Genomic DNA, 18,647 nt, shown 5'->3' on the forward strand with positions numbered 1-18,647 from the left:
GGATATGGTCGAGGTTCGGGTCACATCGACGTGCCCGACGAAGTCGACTTCAAGGAGCCATCATGGCAGGCAAGCACACAGCACATCTCGCGCGGTGGGGCGGGGTCCTCCTCGTCGGCGCGATCAGCGCGACCGCATCCGGTTGCGCAGCATCCTCGTCGGGTCAGGGTGACCCATCGCTGGACTTCTCCCTCTCCTACCCGGTAGCCGAGAACAGCCCGTATGAAGTTCTCGCTGAGCGCTACATGGACGAGCACCGCGGGGCGAAGGTCACGCTCAACCCGATCCCCGCAGAGAACTACGACAGCGTTCTCGGCAGTCAGCTTCAGGGCGGGATGGCCTCGGACGTCATCATGGTGATCCCGGGGGCTGGTAGCCCGGTATCGATCGGAAGTCTCAGCGGCGCCGGTCTCCTGGCGCCGCTGAGCGGAGATGCCGAGGATCTCGTGCCGGACTCTGCGCACAGCCTCTTCTTCGTCGACGGGGAGATGTACGGTCAGCCGACCGACCTGAGTGTCACTGCGACGATCTTCAACCAGGCGGCTGGGGTGCAGTACCCGACGAGTGTCGACGAGATGCTCTCCAGTTGCCGCTCGCTCAGCGATCGGGGCATCGCGCTCTACGCCGTCGCCGGAGCGATTCCGATCAACTCGGGCCTCCTCGGTCTCGTCGCCGCAGCGCCTCTCGTCTACGGCGACGACCCGGAGTGGGACGCCAAGCGTGCAGCGGGCGAGGTGACCTTCGCCGAGTCCAGCGGATGGCGCGAAGCGTTCGAACTGATCATCGAGATGAAGGATGCCGGCTGCTTCCAGCCTGGCGCGGAAGGCGGTGACTTCGGCGCATTGGTGGGCAGCCTCGGACAGGGCACCGCACTCGGCGCCTTCGTTCCCGCTGGAGCGGCGACCGAGATGGCGGCGGGGATGCCGGATGCCGACATCGTCGTCGAGCCGTTCCCCACCAGGGGCGATGGAGCGGCGACGATCTACTCGAGCATGGACTACGCCCTTTCCATCCCCACGTCGGCAACTCATAAGCCTGCCGCTCAAGCGTTCTTGGATTGGTTCGCAGAGCCTGAGCAGGCGCAGGCCTATGCGGAGGCTGCGGGAACGCTGCCTGTCACTGGGATCGAGGACTTCGACTTCGCGGGGACTCCGTATGAGCCTGTCGCCGACCTGCTCACCGCCGGCGATGTGGTGGTCATGCCGGTAAACGTCTGGACCAGCGCGCGTGTCTTCGACGCTCTCGGTTCCGGCGTGCAAGGCCTCTTGACCGGACAGGTGACTGTTGACCAGCTGCTCGCTCAGCTCGACTCGGCGTGGGACGAATGATGACGCAGGAGAGCGCAGTCAGTCCTGAGGGATTCCGCAGCCTGGATCTCGCCGACATGATTGCGATGCTGGAGACCGTGGGGGAACCCGTGGACCCCCGCACCGGCATCGACACCGAGTCGCTGCGCACCCGCTTCCCGCGACTCGGCGAGGTCGCGATGACGGACCTCGAGGTCCCCGGCAGTCGCGAAGGCCTGGCCGCCCGCTCATACGTAGACCCGACGGCGTCGCCGAGTGGCTCGGCGCTCGTCTGGGTGCACGGCGGCGCCTTTCTCGGTGGGCATCTCGACATGCCGGAGGCGAACTGGGTCGCGATGGAGCTCGCGTCCGCCGGTGTACCGGTGCTGTCGATCGACTACACCAAGTGCATTCGGGGCGTGCACTATCCGGTACCCTCGGACGACGTTCTTTCGGTCTGGCGGTTCGCGTCTGCGAACTCTCTCGATCTCCTCGGTGTCGCACCCGATCGTCTGCATGTTGGTGGAGCGAGTGCTGGTGCCACCTTGACCGCGGGCGCTGTGCGGCGACTCGCCGATTCCGATGAGCCGGTGCCGGCCGGTCTGCTTCTGGTCTATCCCGCTCTGCACCCCGACAGTACCGATCCGGACGCTCTCGTCGACGCGAGCAGTGCGCCAGCCATCGCGTTCAACTACGCCGGGACGCCTGAGGCGCTGGGCGACCCCGCGGCATTTCCCGGGCTCGGCACAGGGGATGGATACCCGCCGGCATTGATCGTGGCGTGCGAGCTCGACGGGTTCCTGCCCTCGGCGACGCACTTCGCCGACACTTTGCGCTCCGCAGGCGTCGACGTCGCGCTCAGGGTGGAGATCGGCGCGGATCACGGGCATATCGATGAGCCGGCAGATGAGACGGCGATTCGGACCATCACCGCGATGAGCGAGTGGCTGCACCGGGAATCGGCAGGGAGATCAGGCACGACAGCCAGCGGCTGAACGCCTTATGTCGGGTATTCGCAAGACTTATGTGCAATTCAGGCACATCTCGAGGATACTGGCAGAACAGCAGCACGGCCCGAACAGGGCCGCAGACAACGAAGTCAAGAAAGGCTGGAAATGACACAGCACCGTCGCACCCCCGCACTGCGCATTGGCGCCATCGCCGTGGCAACAGCGAGCGCCCTGATTCTTGCCGGATGCTCCGGCTCCAGCGCTGGCGAAGGCCAGAGCGACGGCGGGTCGCAGTCGTTCTCCTTCACCTTCGCCACCTCGAACAATCTCGAGAGCCCGTACGAGACGCTCGCGAAGGAGTACATGGAGGCCAACCCCGACGTCAAGATCACGACGAACCCGACGCCGAACGACAAGTACGGCGAGACCGTCCGCACTCAGCTGCAGGCGGGCAACGCCTCGGACGTCATCCAGACGACTCCCGGCTCCGGAGATGCCCGCGGAATCATCCCGCTGGCCGAGGCCGGATTCCTCGAGCCTCTCGGCGACACTGCCGCGGGCCTTGTTCCCGAGGGCAGCGAGAGCATCTTCGAGATCGACGGGAAGGTGTACGGGCAGCCTCTCGACTTCACCATCGGGTCGATCGTCGCCAGCCTCGGGACGCTCAAGATGAACGGCATCGACGAGTTCCCGACCACGGAGGACGACCTCTACGCCGCGTGCAAGGACCTCGCCTCCCAGGGCAAGTCGCTGCTGGTCCTCGCCGGGGCCGCAGGGCCCAATACCGGCCTCACCGCCCAGGCGATCGCGGCGACCCGCGTCTACGCGGACGACCCCGACTGGAACGAGAAGCGAGCCTCGGGCGAGACCACGTTCGCCGAGAGCGACGGCTGGAAGGACACGCTGCAGACGATCGTCGATCTCACGAAGGGCGGCTGCTTCCAGCCCGGCGCGGAGGGCGGCGGCTTCGACGCCATCACCAACGGCCTCGCGCAGGGCACCTCGGTCGGTGCCTTCATCCCGTCCGGCGCGGCGATCGAGATCGCCAAGGCAGCCCCTGCGGAGGCGGACTTCAAGGTCGAGCCCTTCCCGGCGGCAGACGGCGGCAAGCCCGGCATCATCGCGAGCTCCAACTACACGCTGTCGATCAACGCGGCCTCCAAGGCGAAGGGCGCGGCGGCGGACTTCCTCGAGTGGATGGCGAGCGACGAAGCGCAGCAGCGCTATCACGAGCTGTCCGGCGAGCTGCCCATCTCGGCCTACAAGGACATGGACCTGAGCGACACGATCTATGCGCCCGTGGTGGATCTTCTCAAGGACGGCTCGTACGCCCCGCTGCCGAACAACATCTGGCCGAACCCGTCCGTGTATGAGGCTCTGCAGGTGGGTGTGCAGGGTCTGCTGACCGGGCAGAAGACGATCGACCAGGTCCTGGGGGACATGGACGCCGCCTATGGCGATTGATCACGCGGCTGCCCGGACGGCGAAACCCTCCGTCCGGGCGGCCCACCGTCGTCGCACCACCGAGTTCGAACACGAGGACCTTATGCCCACCATGCTGAACACCGAGACAGAAGCGGTGATCGTTCCCCGGCCCGGCCGTGCCCAGCGACGCGCTGCAGCTCCGCGGCGGCCAGGGCTGCTGAAGTTCGGGCACTGGTGGTGGGCGCTCCCCGGCATCGTCCTCGTGATCGCTATCCACTACGTCGCGACGACCGTGGGAGGCTTCTTCGCCTTCACCGACTGGTCGGGGATCGGCGCCTTCAACTGGATCGGCGTCGACAACTTCGTCAAGATCTTCGGCGATCCGACCCAGATCGGAGCGCTGGGCAACACGCTGTTCCTCGCGTTCGCGTCGGTGATCCTCAGCAACATCGTGGGACTCGGTCTCGCACTGGCGCTGAACCGAGGGCTGAAGACGCGATACGCCCTCCGCGTCCTGTTCTTCATGCCGGTGGTTCTGAGCCCGCTCGCCGTCTCGTACGTGTGGAAGTTCATCTTCGATTACAACGGCCCGATCAATGTGATGCTCCGCGGTGCCGGGCTCGGCGAGTTCGCGAAGGCATGGGTCGCGGATCCGACGTGGGCGATCTGGACGATCCTCATCGTCATCGTCTGGCAGAACACCGGATTCGCGATGGTCATCTACATGGCGGGGCTCGCCGCCGTGCCGGTGGAGATCGAGGAGGCCGCCGCGATCGACGGAGCGGACCTCCGCCAGCGGTTCTGGCACGTGACGTTCCCGTCGATCCGGCCGGCTGTCGCGATCGCCACGACCCTGGGCCTCGTGAACGGACTCCGCGTCTTCGACCAGATCATGGCGATGACCGGGGGAGGCCCCGCAGGGGTCACCGAGACGCTTGCGACCGAGGTGTACAAGGAGTCCTTCGCTCTCGGCAACTTCGGCTACGGCGCGGCCCTCGCCCTCGTGCTGACCGTCATCATCCTGGTCTTCGCCGTGATCCAGCAGCGCGTGACCAACCCCCGTGAGGAGTCCTGAGATGTTCCGCTACACGAAGCTCACCGCACTGCGCGAAGTCCTCGTCTGGATCCTCGCCCTCGTCTTCCTCGCACCTTTCTATTTCCTGATCACGACCGCGCTGAAGTCCGATCAGGAGACCATCACGTCTTCGAATCTCGCACCGCCGACGAGCCCGGACTTCGGCAACTTCGCCGAAGTGCTCTCCGCGCAGGGCAACTCCAACGTCGTCCTGGGGCTGATGAACAGCCTGATCATCACGGCAGGCAGCATCCTGTGCCTCGTCCTGCTCGGAGCGATCACGGGCTATGTGATCTCGCGCAGCACCCGGCGGTGGAGCCGCACGGTGTACTTCCTCTTCCTGATCGCGATCGTGCTGCCGACGCAGCTCGGCACGGTGCCTCTCTACATCGGCGCCCGATCGCTGGGGCTCACCGGATCGCTCTGGGGGATGGTGATCCTCTACACCGGGATGCTTCTTCCGCTGTCGATCTTCCTGTACGCCGGATTCTTCCGCGGACTCGGCACCGAGTACGAGGAGGCTGCGACGATCGACGGCGCGAGCCGCACGCAGATCTTCTTCCGCATCGTGCTGCCGCTGATGTCCCCGGCGACCGGCACCGTGGCGATCCTCGCCGGGCTCATCGTCTGGAACGACTTCTTCACGTCGCTGATCTTCCTCGGCGGATCGCAGAACCAGACGCTTCCGGTCGCCATGTACTACTACATCGGCTCGCTGGTGTCGTCATGGAACAAGATCTTCGCGATCGTCATCGTCTCGATGATCCCGATCCTCGCGTTCTACCTGTTCGCGCAGAAGCGCTTCATCCAGGGCTTCGCCGGCGGCCTCAAAGGCTGAGTCGCGCACGCGCTCCGGCGGCACGCCGTTCTTCGTCGACCCCTCAACCACCGACTCCCTGTCGAGAAATGAGCATCATGTACGTCCTCGCCCCAAATATCGAACTGCTCTTCACCGAGGCCGGTGACTATCACGACCGCGTGCGCGCAGCCGCGGCGGCCGGCTTCGACGCCGTGGAGATGTGGGGCCCGACCGGTGTCGATGCCCCGGCCACGCCGAAGGATCTGCCCGCGCTGAAGGCGGCGCTCGAAGAGACCGGCACGCAGCTCACGGCCCAGCTCGCAGAACCCCGCACTCAGTTCATGATCCCGCCGTGGGACCACTCCGAGTTCTTCCGCAAGCTCGATGAGGGCGTCGCCATCGCCCAGGACCTGGGTTGCCCGCGCATGGTCGTCGGCAGCGGCACGGGATTCGGAGGCTGGAAGCGTCAGGTGCAGCTCGACAAGCTCATCGAGATCTATCAGAAGGCCATCGCGCAGATCGAGGGATCCGGAATCACGCTCGTGCTCGAGCCGGTCAACGTGCGAGTCGACCACCCGGGATCGCTGCTCGACCGCACCGCCGAGGCCGCGTATGTCGCCCGCGGCGTCGACTCCGAGTTCTTCGGCGTGCTCTACGACATCTACCACTCGGCGGTCGAGGGTGAGGACATGGCGGCGGAGCTCGCCAACGCCGGCTCCCTTGTGAAGTACGTGCAGCTGGCAGACACCGATGGCCGCGGCGAGCCCGGCACGGGCGGGCTGGACTGGACCGAGCGCCTCGGCATCCTGCGCGCCTCGGGCTACGACGGGCCGATCGGACTCGAGTACTACCCGCAGACCGAGTCCTCGCAGTCGGTCGAGCTGATCCGGCGATTGGCGGCGAACGCATGAGCACGCGCTATCCTGCCGAGGTCGACGTGACCATCGTCGGCAGCGGCCCCAACGGAGCGGCTTATGCGCGCATCCTCAGCGAAGAGGCGCCGGATGCCGTGATCGCGATGTTCGAAGTCGGTCCGGCGGTGTCGGACCCCCTCGGCTCGCACGTGAAGAACATCCTCGACGTCGACGCGCGCACCCTGGCTCAGCGATCGTCGCAGGGACCCGCCGCGGCCGCCGAAACCGTGGCAGACCCGGGTGCCGTGAAGGCGGGCGCCCGCATGGCGCGGCCGGGGACATATCTGCTCGAAGGCGGCTATCAGGCGGAGGGAGAGGACGGGATGCCCGTCGTCGCCTTCTCGAGCAACGTCGGCGGTATGGGCGCGCACTGGACGGCGGCATGCCCGCGTCCGGGCGGCAGCGAGCGCATCGCCTTCCTCCCCGATCTCGACGAGCTGCTCGCCGAGGCGGACAGGCTGCTCGCAGTCACAACAGACGCGTTCGAGCAGGCGCCGTTCACTGCCCTCGTGCGCGAGCGTCTTTCCCGAGCGGTGGATCCGCATCGCGCTGATCCAGCGACGCACGTGCAGCGGATGCCGCTCGCGGTGCACCGCCGCGAAGACGGCCGGCTCGTCTGGTCGGGCGCTGATGTCGTTCTGGGGGATGTCACCCGCGCGAACGAGCGCTTCTCCCTGTTCGATGAGTCGCTCGTGACGCGGGTGCTCCTCGAGGACGGGCGCGCGGCCGGGGTCGAGGTGCGCGACCTGCGCACCGGCGAGTCGCACACGGTGCGGGCGCGGTTCGTCGTCGTGGCGGCCGACGGCCTGCGCACCGCCCAGGTTCTCTACGCCTCCGGCATCCGTCCCGCCGCCCTCGGCCGGATGCTGAACGACCAGTCGCAGGTGGTGTTCGCGGCGCGGCTCACCGACGTCTCGGCACCGCACGACGTGCAGGGCGGCTCCACGGCCGCAGCCGGCACGATCAGCGAACAGAGCGGCGTCAGCTGGGTGCCGTTCACGGATGAGGAGCCCTGGCACGGTCAGGTCATGCAGCTGGACGCGTCGCCGATCCCGCTCGCCGACGACGATCCTGTCGTTCCGGGATCGATCGTCGGGCTGGGGCTCTTCACCGCCAAGGACCTGCAGTGGGACGATCGGGTCGAGTTCAGTGACGAAGAGGTCGACGGATACGGGATGCCGGCCATGCGCATCCGTTACCGGCTGACTCCACGAGATCACGAGGTGCTCGATCGCGCACGTGCGCAGATCGTCGAGCTCGCGAAGGCGGTGGGCGAGCCTCTTGGCGACCGCCCGTTCACGATGCCTCTCGGCGCCTCGCTGCATTATCAGGGGGCGACCCGGATGGGACAGACCGATGATGGTCGCAGCGTCTGCGGGCCTGACAGCGAAGTGTGGCAGGCGCCGGGAGTGTTCGTGGCGGGCAACAACGTGATCCCCACGTCGACCGCCTGCAACCCCACCCTCACCTCGGTCGCACTGGCCATCCGCGGTGCCCGTCGCATCGCAGCGGAACTCGCGCACTCGGAGAGCTGACAACTGCTCGTGACAGGAGAGACTCATGTCTTGCTTATGTCGAAAAGAATCAATAGTGTGTACGAATAAGGGAAAAGCATCCAAAGGAGGAAGCAAGTGATCCCCGATCGCATCATCGAGCAGGGCACTCTCAAGACCGACGGCTCTCGCGTCTCGGTCGAGGTCCGCATCCCGTGGTATCGCGCGCTGCCGGCTTCCTGCATCGCGGGCGCAGGCCTCACGATCGACGGCGTCGCGGCCCCTGCCGAGTCGCTGCGCTGGCAGCTGAACGGCCGCGAGTTCACATTCGCCGAGATGGTCGACAACACCGAGCAGTGGTGGTTCCCTCTCGACTCCGCCGTCTTGTCGGGCGACCTGTCGATCGACCCCGACGTCGAGCACGAGGTGTCGGTCGATCTCACCCTCTACATTCCGTACATCATCATCAGCGACACCGAGACGCTGCACATCGAGGAGCACGACACGAAGACCATGACCGCACGGCAGGAGGTGGCGGCATGACCCTTCGACAGGCTCAGGGCCCCATCGGCTCTCCCATCCAGGGCGTCACGCTCTACAGCTTCACGCGCGCCTTCCACGGACGCGAGTACGACCTCGAAGGCCTCATCCGCAAGGTGGCCGCCGAGGGCTACGGCCCCGGGCTCGAGATCATCGGCTTCTCGAGCTTCCGCGGGTTCCCGCACATCGACGACGCGTACGCGGGCTGGTTCCGCGACCTCGTGGCCGAGACCGGGCTGGTCACCACCTCGCTCGCGGTGAACGCCGACATCGGCATCCACCGCGACCGTCTGCTCGACCAGGACGAGCTGATCGAGTACATGACGCTGCAGATCAAGGCGGCGGCGAAGCTGGGCTTCCCGATCGCCCGCGTCCAGATCTCGATCGAGCCTGACTCGATGGAGGCGCTCGCCCCGATCGCCGAGGAGCACGGGGTGACCCTGGCGCTCGAGGTGCACGCCGACCAGTACGCCTCGCACCCGCGGATTCTCGCGCTGCGCGACCGCTACGAGAAGGTCGGCTCGCCGTTCCTCGGCTTCACCGCGGACTGGGGCGCCACCGTGACCGGATTCGCCCCGTCGCTGATCGAGGCGTACCGCCGTCGCGGCGCCTCGGAGGAGCTGCTGGGCAAGGTCGTGGACCTGTGGAACGAGTTCTACCAGCAGGGGCCGCCGGCCGATCAGGCCGACCACGGCCAGCGCTTCGGCCGCTTCATCGGGCTCGCCGCCCAGAACGGCCGCCCCGACCTCGGCATCGACTTCGGCATCAACGGCACGGGTCTGTTCGGTCCCGCGCGCGTGGACGACTGGCTCGAGATCATGCCGTGGATCAAGCATGTGCACGGCAAGTTCTTCGGTATCGACGAGAACGGCGAAGAGCCTTCCGTCCCCGTGCGCGAGCTGGTGAAGCTCCTCGTCGAGAACGGCTACAACGGAGCGATCTCCAGCGAGTACGAGGGCTGGCACTGGAATCACTGGCAGTCGCCGTTCGAGATCATCGCGGGCGAGCAGGCAGTTCAGCGATCGGCCGCCGAGAACGCCGGCAGTCGCATGACCACGGATGCCGCGGACGCGAGCCGTCAGCTCGCCGCGTGGCTTCCTCGTACCGAGGGGGTGCGGGCATGACCTCGCAGGACATCGCGGGCACCGGCATCCGCCTCGGCACCACCCTCTATTCGATGACGAGCGAGTTCGCCGCCGGGGTCTTCACGCCGGAGACCCTCATCGCGGCCGTCGCCGAGAACGGCATCGGACCCGGTGTCGAGTTCAACATCGCACAGCTGCTGCGCACGTACCCCGACGTCGACGCCGATTTCGTGAAGCTGTGGTTCGACTCTCTCGACAAGTACGAGCTCGAGCCCAGCGCGATCGGCACGAACCTCGACATGGGGCGCCGCAAGGATCGCGACATGACGCCGGACGAGGAGCACGACTTCCTCGCCAGGCAGCTGAAGACCGCGCACACGCTCGGCTTCAAGAAGGTCGTCATCCGCTCGCACGGCCGCGAGCTGCTGCGCAGTCTGCTGCCGCTCGCCGAGAAGTACGACCAGAAGCTGGGCTACGAGATCCACGCGCCGTCGGGTCCGAACGACCCCGCCGTGCTGAAGATGCGCGAGATGTACGAGGAGCTGCAGTCCGACCGCCTGGGCTTCACTGCCGACTTCTCGTCGACCATGCACAGCCTCTCGCCGACGCTGCTGCGCACGCTCAGCCAGATGGGGATGGACGAGAAGCACTTCCCGGTCATGGACGAGATCTGGCACGAGCCGACCCCCATGCACGTTCGCAACCAGAAGTTCGAGGACTACCTGACCGGCGAGGGCGTGGACTTCCTGCGCTTCGGCCCGTTCACGCGCCTCGCCTTCAACATGCATGGGCTGGTGCCGCCGGAGGAGTGGCTCGACATCATGCCGCAGATCTTCCACGTGCACGCGAAGTTCTACGACATCGGCGCAGACGGCGAAGAGCCGGCGATGGACATCCCGCGCATCGTCCGTCAGTTCGTCGAGGGCGGCTACACCGGCTACCTCTCCAGCGAGTGGGAGGGGCACGCGTTCAGCGACCTCGGCGAGGCCGACCCGATCGATCTCGTGAAGAAGCAGCACGTGCTCATGCGTCGCGCGATCGAAGAGACCGTCGCTCAGCGCCAGCCGGCCTGAGCGCACAGAAGGAGCGAGAACATGTCCGACACCGTCGCCGAGACATCCGTCGCCGAACTCCTCGCCGAAGTCGAGCGTCTGCGCGAGCAGGTCGCCGACTTCCGCCGGCTCGCACAGCGCGCCGAGGATCGCGGCCAGGTCGAGAATCTCTTCAGCCGATACATGTACCTGCACAACGCGTTCCAGGACGAGCAGATCATCCCGCTGTGGGTGAAGGAGGGCACCGAGGGCATCCGCGCGCGGTACACCAACGCGGGGCAGTACACCACCTGGGAGAGCGTCACCCGGTACCACCGCGACCGTCCGGCTCCGGTCGGCAAGCTCATCCTGCACGCGACGACGACGCCCGTGATCGAGGTCGCGGGCGACGGCGAGACGGCCAAGGGCGTCTGGCTGATGTCCGGCACCGAGTCCGGTCTCACCGATCCGGAGGTCGCCGAGGCGTTCCCCGACATGTACTCGCCAGAGGAGGTGCTCGGCAAGAAGGTCTGGGCGCACTGGGTGTGGTGCAAGTACGCCATCGACTTCCTCAAGCAGGACGGCGAGTGGAAGATCTGGAAGTTCCGCTGCTACGAGCTCGCCCGTGCCCCGTTCGAGGAGAACTGGGTCAGTTTCGGTCTGAAGAATCAGGGGGCCTTCGACCTCGATCTCATGTACTTCGGAGAAGACGGCAAGCCCGTCTTCATGCCGCCGGCGGACGAGCCTGCACCCCAGAGGAACCACCCCTACAGCCCCGAGACCGTGCAGAAGCTCGAACCCGTGCCGCCGGTGCCGCACGAGCACTTCACCGACACCTTCGCCTAGGAGACATCATGGCCACCCACAACTCGCTGTTCTCCGACCAGGACGTGCGCCGCACGGACGACGGCCTCGCCGTCTCGGTGCAGCTGCCCTGGTATCGGAGCCTCTGGCTCTCGGCCGTCGACGATGTCGCGGCATCCGTCAACGGCGCGCCTGTGCCTCGCGACGATCTGAGGTTCGCGCTCGAGGGGCGCACGTATCGCATCGACGAGCTGCCCCAGCAGTCCGAGACGCTGTGGTTCGTCGCCGACCGCCCCGACGTGCTCATCACGCTCGCCGACCCGCCGGCTGCGGGCGAGAAGGTCACTGTCGAGGTCGTGCTGACCATGCGCCTGCTGTACATGCAGATCATGCCCGGACAGGATGGAGGTCCGGGGCGTTACGTGACCAACCGCGTCCCCGTCGAACGAGAGGTGGTGCTCGCATGACAGCGCTGCGGGTCGCGATGATCGGCTACGGCTTCATGGGTGCCGCGCACTCGGTGGGATGGCGCCAGGCGCCGCGCGTGTTCGATCTGCCGGCGGACGTCGAGATGACGGTCGTCGTCGGACGGAATGCGGATGCCGTCGCCGAGGCCGCCGCGCACTGGGGGTGGGCCGAGTCGGCCACGGACTGGCGCGAGGTGATCGCGCGCGACGACATCGACATCGTCGACATCGTCACGCCGGGAGATTCGCACGCCGAGATCGCGATCGCCGCCCTCGAGGCAGGCAAGCACGTGCTCTGCGAGAAGCCGCTCGCCAACACGGTGGAGGAGGCCGAGCGGATGCTGCAGGCCGCGGCTCGCGCCGCCGAGCATGGCTCGAAGGCGATGGTCGGCTTCACGTACCGTCGGGTGCCGGCCGTGACGCTGCTGCGGGACCTCATCGCAGAGGGCGTCGTCGGCACGGTGCAGCAGGTGCGCGCTGCGTACCGGCAGGACTGGCTCGTCGACCCTGAGGCTCCGCTCGCGTGGCGGCTGCAGAAGGAGCACGCCGGATCCGGCGCGCTCGGCGACATCGGCGCGCACATCATCGACATGACCCAGTTCGTCACCGGGCAGTCCGTGGATGCCGTGTCTGGCACGGTCGAGACGATCGTGAAGCGGCGGCCGCTGCTGGGAAGCGGATCCGGTCTGTCGGGCACCGCCGCCGAAGGCTATGGCGATGTCACCGTCGACGACGCGGCGATCTTCACCGGACGGTTGTCCGGCGGCGCGCTGGTGTCGTTCGAGGCGACCCGCTTCGCCACCGGCCGCAAGAACTCGCTCACGATCGAGGTCTCCGGGGATCGCGGGGCGTTGGCCTTCGACCTCGAGGACCTCAACAGCCTGCAGTTCTACGACCGCACGGCCGACGCGGAGCGGCAGGGCTTCACGAAGATCCTGGTCACAGAGGCGCAGCATCCGTACATCTCTGCATGGTGGCCCGCCGGGCACATGCTCGGCTACGAGCACGGATTCGTGCACCAGGTCGTCGACCTCGTGCAGGCGATTCATGACGGCGCCGACCCGCACCCGACCTTCGCGGAGGGACTGAGCGTGCAACGCGTGCTCGCGGCCGTCGAGGAGAGCGCCGCGAACGACTCGGCCTGGACGCGCATCGCCGCACCCTGACCACCGCTCGTTGAGCGAGGGGCCTTCGTCTCGCTTCATGGTTCCTGAGCGAAGGAGCGAAGCGACTGAGGCGAGGGGCGCTCAGGAACCATGAAGCGACGAGACGAAACGCGCAGCCCCGCGCATGACTTCGAAGGAGAACAACCATGGCACGACCGATCACGCTGTTCACCGGCCAGTGGGCCGATCTGCCGTTCGAGGAGGTGGCGCGACTCGCGGGGGAGTGGGGCTATGACGGCCTCGAAATCGCCTGCTGGGGCGATCACATCGACGTCTCCCGGTGGGATGACGAGGCCTACGTGCAGAGCCGGCTCGACATCCTCGAGCGCAATGGGCTGAAGGTGTGGACCATCTCGAACCACCTCGCCGGCCAGGCGGTGTGCGACGATCCGATCGACGAGCGGCACCGTGACATCCTGCCCGACCGGGTATGGGGAGACGGGGACGCGGAGGGCGTGCGGCAGCGCGCCGCCGAGGAGCTGAAGGACACGGCTCGCTTCGCCGCCGCGCTCGGAGTGAAGACCGTGACCGGCTTCACCGGGTCGTCGATCTGGAAGGCCGTGGCGATGTTCCCGCCGGCATCCGATGAGTGGATCGCCGCGGGCTACCAGGACTTCGCGGACCGCTGGCATCCGATCCTCGACGTGTTCGAGGAGGTGGGCGTGCGGTTCGCGCTCGAGGTGCACCCCAGCGAGATCGCCTACGACTACTGGACCGCGAAGGCGACGCTCGAGGCGATCGGCCACCGCTCGTCGTTCGGCATCAACTTCGACCCCTCCCATTTCATGTGGCAGCAGCTCGACCCGGTGGCGTTCGTGCTCGACTTCGCTCCGCACATCTTCCATGTGCACGTGAAGGAGTCGATCACCAACCTCGACGGGCGCAATGGCGTGCTCGGCTCGCATCTGCCGTGGGCGAACCCGCGGCGCGGTTGGACGTTCGTGTCCACCGCCCACGGCGAGGTGCCGTGGGAGCCGCTGTTCCGTGCCCTCAACGCGATCGGCTACGACGGCCCGACCTCGGTCGAGTGGGAGGACGCCGGAATGGACCGCCTGCAGGGCGCGCCGGAGGCCCTGGCTTTCGTGCGCACGCTCAATGCGATCACCCCGCCGGTCGCCGCCTTCGACGCGGCGTTCTCGACGAAAGCGGACTGACATGCTGAACGTTCTCATCCTGTCCGGGCACATGACCCGCGAGCACGACAACGAGCACCGCAGCTTCCGTCAGCACAACCAGTGGCTCACGACGCTGCTCGAGGACACCGGGCGGTTCCGGGTGCGGGTCGTGGAGGATCCGCGTGGGCTGGGCGCCGAGATCATCGACAAGTACGACGTCGTGATCGTCGTGTTCGAGGGCCGGGACGGGTACCACGACCAGGCGGTCGGGTTCGGGACGGAGACGGATGCCGCGCTGCTGAGCTTCGTGCGCGATGCCGGCAAGGGCATCGTCTGGTTCCACGGTTCCGCGGCGCAGGAGGACTCGTGGGGATACCCGGAGGAGTACAACGTCATGCGCGGCGCGAAGCTCAGCGCCTTCGAGACCGGGCTGCGTCCGCGACCCTGGGGTGAGGCGCAGCTCGACACGGTCGAGCCGAGGCATCCGATCACCGAGGGGATCAGCGCTCGCTGGACCGTCACGGGTGACGACATCCTGACCGGTGTGCAGATGTACCAGGGGGCGCAGGTGCTGCTGACGACCTTCGACGATCTCGAGTCCTATGAGAACGCGCCCGTGTGGCCGATGTCGCACTATCCCGTGGACCTCCCGCCGGAGGGGATTGCGGCGCTGCCGGGGATGAACACGGATCAGCCGATCGCCTGGATCAACGAGTACGGTGCGGGGCGGTCGTTCACGATCACGATCGGGCACGACATCGACACGTTCCGCCGCATCGAGTTCATCAGGATGTTCCCGCGCGGCGTGGAGTGGGCCGCGACCGGGTCCGTGTCGCTCGAGGGGCCGGATCGCCGCGGAGAGCGGCGCTTCCTGCCGTGGCCGTATTACAACCACGAGGGCTGAGTTCGCGGAGATCGGACTCCTTTCTCCCGGTCGTTGAGTGAGCGCAGCGAGACGAAACGCGTCACTCCCGGTTCCCGCCCCGCGACCGTTGAGCGAGCGCAGGTTCTCCTGGTCGTTGAGCGCGCGCAGCGAGACGGACGTGATCCCTCACACCGGTCGTTGAGCGAGCGCAGCGAGACGAAACGCGGCAAGGTTCCGATTGGATTGCGCGCACAGCGAGCCGAAGATGTCCCTCTTCCTGGTCGTTGAGCGAGCGCAGCGAGACGAAACGCCTCACCCCGTGTTGGGCGTCGATCACTTCGGTCAGGTGCGCAGCACTGTATGGCGGGCGGGTGCTGACGGCGCGGAGAGTCGTGGGGTGCGCCACTGTTGGGTGGGGTCCCACCAGGCGGGTCCGCGGATCTGCGGGACCCCTGCGTTCATGCGGACTTCCCACCCCGAATTGCCGAGGGAGCGGTGGTGCCACCAGCACAGGGGCACACCGTTGTCGGTGTGGGTGGGTCCGCCGCGGGCGTGTTCGGTGACGTGATGGATCTCGCACCAGGAGGCGGGGACGTGGCATCCGGGGATGAGGCATTCCCGATCCCTCGCGATGATCGCCCGTCGTTGATGGACGGTGAACACCCGGTCCGTGGTGGTGATGCCGACGATGCGGCCTTCATCGAACAGGACCCGCTGAATCGCACCTGTGCACGCGGTGTGCGCCGCGACAGACAGCGGCACCGGGGCCCCGGAGCCGGGGACCGTTGCCCATCCCGTCCCTGCTGCCAGGTCTTTCGCGTCGACGTGGACCACGAGGGTCGGCGCCGCACCACCCAGGGTGGGCATGTCCTCGTGTCGGGCAGCTATACCCAACACCGCGGCTAAGGCGTCGTGGCGTTTCTGGCCGGGGGTACGGGGGTCGATCACGTTCCGCGGGTCGGTGTTGAACTCGTCTCCGGCCGCGTCCGCATCTCCGCCGGTGCCCGCCTCCGTGAACGTGACCCCGGGGGCAGGTGCCCCGCCGACCTTCGGGTTGTTGAACGCGTCGAAGATCACTTGCAGCTGCGCCGCGACCTCGGGCGTGACACTCCCCGCCAATCGATGCGCGCCCCTGTGCAACCGCCCGAGATTCAGGAACCGCCCCTGCTGCGCATCCCGGTCGGTCGGCTCGGCCCCGTCCGGGTCGAGGATCATCGCGAGCGCCGCCGCGAGCTGCCGCAGATCATCCGCCGTCGCCGGAGGACCCGCGGCGTCCGTGCCCACGTCAGCACCCGCTCCGTCACCGTCAATGTCCGCGTCAGCGTCAGCGTCAGGACCAGCGGAGTCAGCGTCGGCGTCAACGCCAGTGGCTGCGGCATAAGCGCCACCGTCGGCAGGGTCGTCGCCTGCCGCGGAATCGCCCCACCCGGACGAGCCCCGCGCGTGAGAGGCGAGAACCTCATCAGCCCAGAGCCGCTCGTCGACACCGATCCGGGTGCGGGCATACTCGATCGGATTCGTCGCAGCGAGCAACCCGGCGATCTCGACGGCCCCGTCGAGTAGCGCCTCACGCAGGGCGGGCCACCGGGCCGGGAGCCGTTCCCCCGACACGATGTTCATGTCCCGGTGCACCAGGTCGGCGGCTTTCACGATCTTCGACGCCGACGGGGCGTCGGTCAGCAGCGCCCGCTGCAGCAGCTCGTTCATGCCACGGCATCCGAACCGGTGCCCGAATTCGACATCCGCGGTCGCGACCGTCTCCACGATCCCCGCGTCGACCAGCCGCGACACCTCACCGAATCCCCGCAGCACCTCCGCCCGCTCCCCCTCCGCCAGACCAGCCACGCCGTCATCGGACAGCACCGCACGCAGATCCGACGCGACCTGCGCGAGCGTTCCGGCGATGCTGTTCATACCTCCATCATGCCGAGGGCCACCGACATTCCGACCCCGAAAACAGGCCGATCAGAGAAACTTTTCCACCGTTTTCTCGATGGCCCTCCGGCGCGACACTAACCCGCACTCCGGTCGCAGTTCACGCCGTCTGAATCGCGTGCAAACGGCACCAACTGCGACCGGAACGGTCACGGCTTTTCGTCTCGCTCCGCTCGCTCAACGACCGGAACGGGGTCACCGCGTTTCGTCTCGCTCCGCTCGCTCAACGACCCGCGGACCGCGCGCTCAACGAGTGGAGGCGAGCGCGGCTCCGGCCGCGAGGGCGGAGGAGGCGAGTTCCAGGTGCCGGCGGGTCATGTCGGCGGCATCCGCATCGATCCACTCGTGGCCGCCCCACTCGCTGCACAGCGTGCCGGTGAAGCCCGTTGCCGAGAGCTCCGCACCCAGGGCGCGGATCGGGGCCGACACTCGGCCGTCCGCATCGTCGAGATCCCAGAACTTGAGGTGAAACGCACCCACCAGCGGCAGAACCGCCCGCAGATCGGCGGCATCCGATCGCCCGAACCGCACGATCATGTCCATGTACAGGGCGTGCAATTCCGGCGGCACCCCGCCTGAGCGCAGCAGCGCGACCACGGCATCCTGCGTCGCCTGGTCCTTCCAATCATCGCGCAACCGAGTCAGCAGCTCGCCGGGTATGCCGCCGGCCTCGAGCCTGTCCAGGTACGACACGGGGAGGGCCGGCATGAGCATGCTGATGTCGACGAGCAGCCGCAGATGGTCGTCGTCGAAGTCGGCGATCGTCTCAAAAGCGGCAGCATGAGCAGTGGATGCCGGATGCTGCTGCCCCTGCGCCTCCTCGAACAGCATCAGATCGAGGTCGTGCAGCACAGGCAGAATTCGTTCGAGCAACCCCTTGCCCGCCTGGCCGATGGGCAGACGAACACCCTGCGCACCCACGCGCTCGGCGGTGCGCAGCTGCGGCAGAAGGAACTCCAGGCGCTCGGCATCCGTGCGCCGCCTCGTCGGCGATGCCCAGTCGTCGAGGCTTGCGCCGACGATGCTCACCGATCCTCCGACGGCGGCGAGGCGCTCACGCAACTGCTCCGCCTCAGCATCCGCCACGGCAGGAAACGAACGCCACAGCTGCCCCGGTTCGAGTTCGATCACGGAAGCGACCCCGAGCGACACGATGTCGACCGCGATGTCGGGCGCGGCGCGCTCGGAGCGGATCACCTCCGGCGTCCAGTTGAACGCGCTGGCGGCGAGCGTCCACCCGGTCGGCAGGGGCGTCGCCGAATCGACCGGCGACGGCACGGCGGCAGCAGTCGCGGTCGCGGAGGGCGTGTGGCCCTCATCGACTGCCAGCATCCGGTGCACGTGGAAGGGAAGGGTGAGCGGTGCGTCCGGACCTGCAGGCAGGTAGGGGATCGTGAGAGAGAATTGCGCCACGACCTCGTGCGAACCCGCGTCGAGACGACCAGGGCCCAGCAGCGGGAGAGGTTCCTGCAGAAACCACCATCCGTCTTCGTGCGCGAGATCGGCGACGTCGATCACCCGGCCGCCGACCTCGCATTGGAGTTCCGGCACCGCGACCCCATCGATCGTGATCGTGAGGCCACTGACGCTCCACAGGGGCAGCGACCGGATCCACGGCAGCGACAGCAGCAGCCGGAAACCTTCTGGCGTCGAGGACAGCGCGTCGTCGCGCAGGCAAGCAAGCGTCATCGGGTGCT

The 18,647-nt window shown here is 67.2% G+C and carries 17 protein-coding genes; 15 read left to right on the plus strand and 2 right to left on the minus strand.

The genetic code is table 11. The annotated features are described in order from the left end of the window. Positions 1 to 62 precede the first annotated feature (62 nt). The 15 genes from RS84_RS10500 (at position 63) to RS84_RS10570 (ending at position 15,054) form a co-directional block, all read left to right on the plus strand. Complete coding sequence (locus tag RS84_RS10500) at positions 63 to 1,328, plus strand: ABC transporter substrate-binding protein (protein WP_045257737.1); 1,266 nt, start codon at positions 63 to 65, stop codon at positions 1,326 to 1,328. Beyond that, positions 1,328 to 2,281, plus strand: a complete 954-nt coding sequence (locus tag RS84_RS10505) for an alpha/beta hydrolase (RefSeq protein WP_045257738.1) — start codon at positions 1,328 to 1,330, stop codon at positions 2,279 to 2,281. The genes RS84_RS10500 and RS84_RS10505 overlap by 1 nt, the downstream gene beginning before the upstream one ends. Before the next feature lie 120 nt (positions 2,282 to 2,401). Next, positions 2,402 to 3,700, plus strand: coding sequence for an ABC transporter substrate-binding protein (locus RS84_RS10510; RefSeq protein WP_045257739.1), 1,299 nt, complete (start codon positions 2,402 to 2,404; stop codon positions 3,698 to 3,700). Between the two features lie 82 nt (positions 3,701 to 3,782). Beyond that, positions 3,783 to 4,736 carry a carbohydrate ABC transporter permease gene (locus tag RS84_RS10515; protein ID WP_045257740.1) on the plus strand — a complete coding sequence of 318 codons (954 nt, stop codon included), beginning with the start codon at positions 3,783 to 3,785 and terminating at the stop codon, positions 4,734 to 4,736. Between the two features lies 1 nt (position 4,737). Beyond that, a complete protein-coding gene (locus RS84_RS10520; RefSeq protein WP_045257741.1) occupies positions 4,738 to 5,574 on the plus strand; it encodes a carbohydrate ABC transporter permease in 837 nt (278 codons plus the stop codon). A gap of 77 nt (positions 5,575 to 5,651) precedes the next feature. Further along, complete coding sequence (locus tag RS84_RS10525) at positions 5,652 to 6,446, plus strand: sugar phosphate isomerase/epimerase family protein (protein ID WP_045258111.1); 795 nt, start codon at positions 5,652 to 5,654, stop codon at positions 6,444 to 6,446. Then, on the plus strand, positions 6,443 to 7,984 hold the full coding sequence (locus tag RS84_RS10530; RefSeq protein ID WP_045257742.1) for a GMC oxidoreductase: 1,542 nt from the start codon (positions 6,443 to 6,445) through the stop codon (positions 7,982 to 7,984). The genes RS84_RS10525 and RS84_RS10530 overlap by 4 nt, the downstream gene beginning before the upstream one ends. 96 nt (positions 7,985 to 8,080) lie before the next feature. Continuing rightward, complete coding sequence (locus tag RS84_RS10535; RefSeq protein WP_045257743.1) at positions 8,081 to 8,485, plus strand: C-glycoside deglycosidase beta subunit domain-containing protein; 405 nt, start codon at positions 8,081 to 8,083, stop codon at positions 8,483 to 8,485. Beyond that, complete coding sequence (locus tag RS84_RS10540) at positions 8,482 to 9,606, plus strand: sugar phosphate isomerase/epimerase family protein (protein WP_045257744.1); 1,125 nt, start codon at positions 8,482 to 8,484, stop codon at positions 9,604 to 9,606. Before RS84_RS10535 ends, RS84_RS10540 begins: the two co-directional genes overlap by 4 nt. Next, positions 9,603 to 10,640, plus strand: a complete 1,038-nt coding sequence (locus tag RS84_RS10545) for a sugar phosphate isomerase/epimerase family protein (RefSeq protein ID WP_045257745.1) — start codon at positions 9,603 to 9,605, stop codon at positions 10,638 to 10,640. Before RS84_RS10540 ends, RS84_RS10545 begins: the two co-directional genes overlap by 4 nt. 21 nt (positions 10,641 to 10,661) lie before the next feature. Further along, positions 10,662 to 11,444 (plus strand): nuclear transport factor 2 family protein, encoded by a 783-nt coding sequence (locus RS84_RS10550; protein WP_045257746.1) that lies wholly within the window; start codon positions 10,662 to 10,664, stop codon positions 11,442 to 11,444. A gap of 8 nt (positions 11,445 to 11,452) precedes the next feature. Beyond that, on the plus strand, positions 11,453 to 11,869 hold the full coding sequence (locus tag RS84_RS10555; protein ID WP_045257747.1) for a C-glycoside deglycosidase beta subunit domain-containing protein: 417 nt from the start codon (positions 11,453 to 11,455) through the stop codon (positions 11,867 to 11,869). Then, complete coding sequence (locus tag RS84_RS10560; protein ID WP_152641801.1) at positions 11,866 to 13,035, plus strand: Gfo/Idh/MocA family protein; 1,170 nt, start codon at positions 11,866 to 11,868, stop codon at positions 13,033 to 13,035. The genes RS84_RS10555 and RS84_RS10560 overlap by 4 nt, the downstream gene beginning before the upstream one ends. Before the next feature lie 146 nt (positions 13,036 to 13,181). Then, positions 13,182 to 14,189 (plus strand): sugar phosphate isomerase/epimerase family protein, encoded by a 1,008-nt coding sequence (locus tag RS84_RS10565; RefSeq protein ID WP_045257748.1) that lies wholly within the window; start codon positions 13,182 to 13,184, stop codon positions 14,187 to 14,189. Between the two features lies 1 nt (position 14,190). Continuing rightward, positions 14,191 to 15,054 (plus strand): ThuA domain-containing protein, encoded by an 864-nt coding sequence (locus tag RS84_RS10570; RefSeq protein ID WP_235281465.1) that lies wholly within the window; start codon positions 14,191 to 14,193, stop codon positions 15,052 to 15,054. Between the two features lie 303 nt (positions 15,055 to 15,357). On the opposite strand, the gene RS84_RS10575 is transcribed toward RS84_RS10570, so the two are convergent. Next, a complete protein-coding gene (locus tag RS84_RS10575) occupies positions 15,358 to 16,929 on the minus strand; it encodes an HNH endonuclease signature motif containing protein (protein ID WP_045257750.1) in 1,572 nt (523 codons plus the stop codon). 267 nt (positions 16,930 to 17,196) lie between these two features. Next, a complete protein-coding gene (locus RS84_RS10580; protein ID WP_235281467.1) occupies positions 17,197 to 18,639 on the minus strand; it encodes a hypothetical protein in 1,443 nt (480 codons plus the stop codon). Positions 18,640 to 18,647 lie beyond the last annotated feature (8 nt).

The organism is Microbacterium hydrocarbonoxydans (genome assembly GCF_000956475.1).
GTDB lineage: Bacteria > Actinomycetota > Actinomycetes > Actinomycetales > Microbacteriaceae > Microbacterium > Microbacterium hydrocarbonoxydans_A.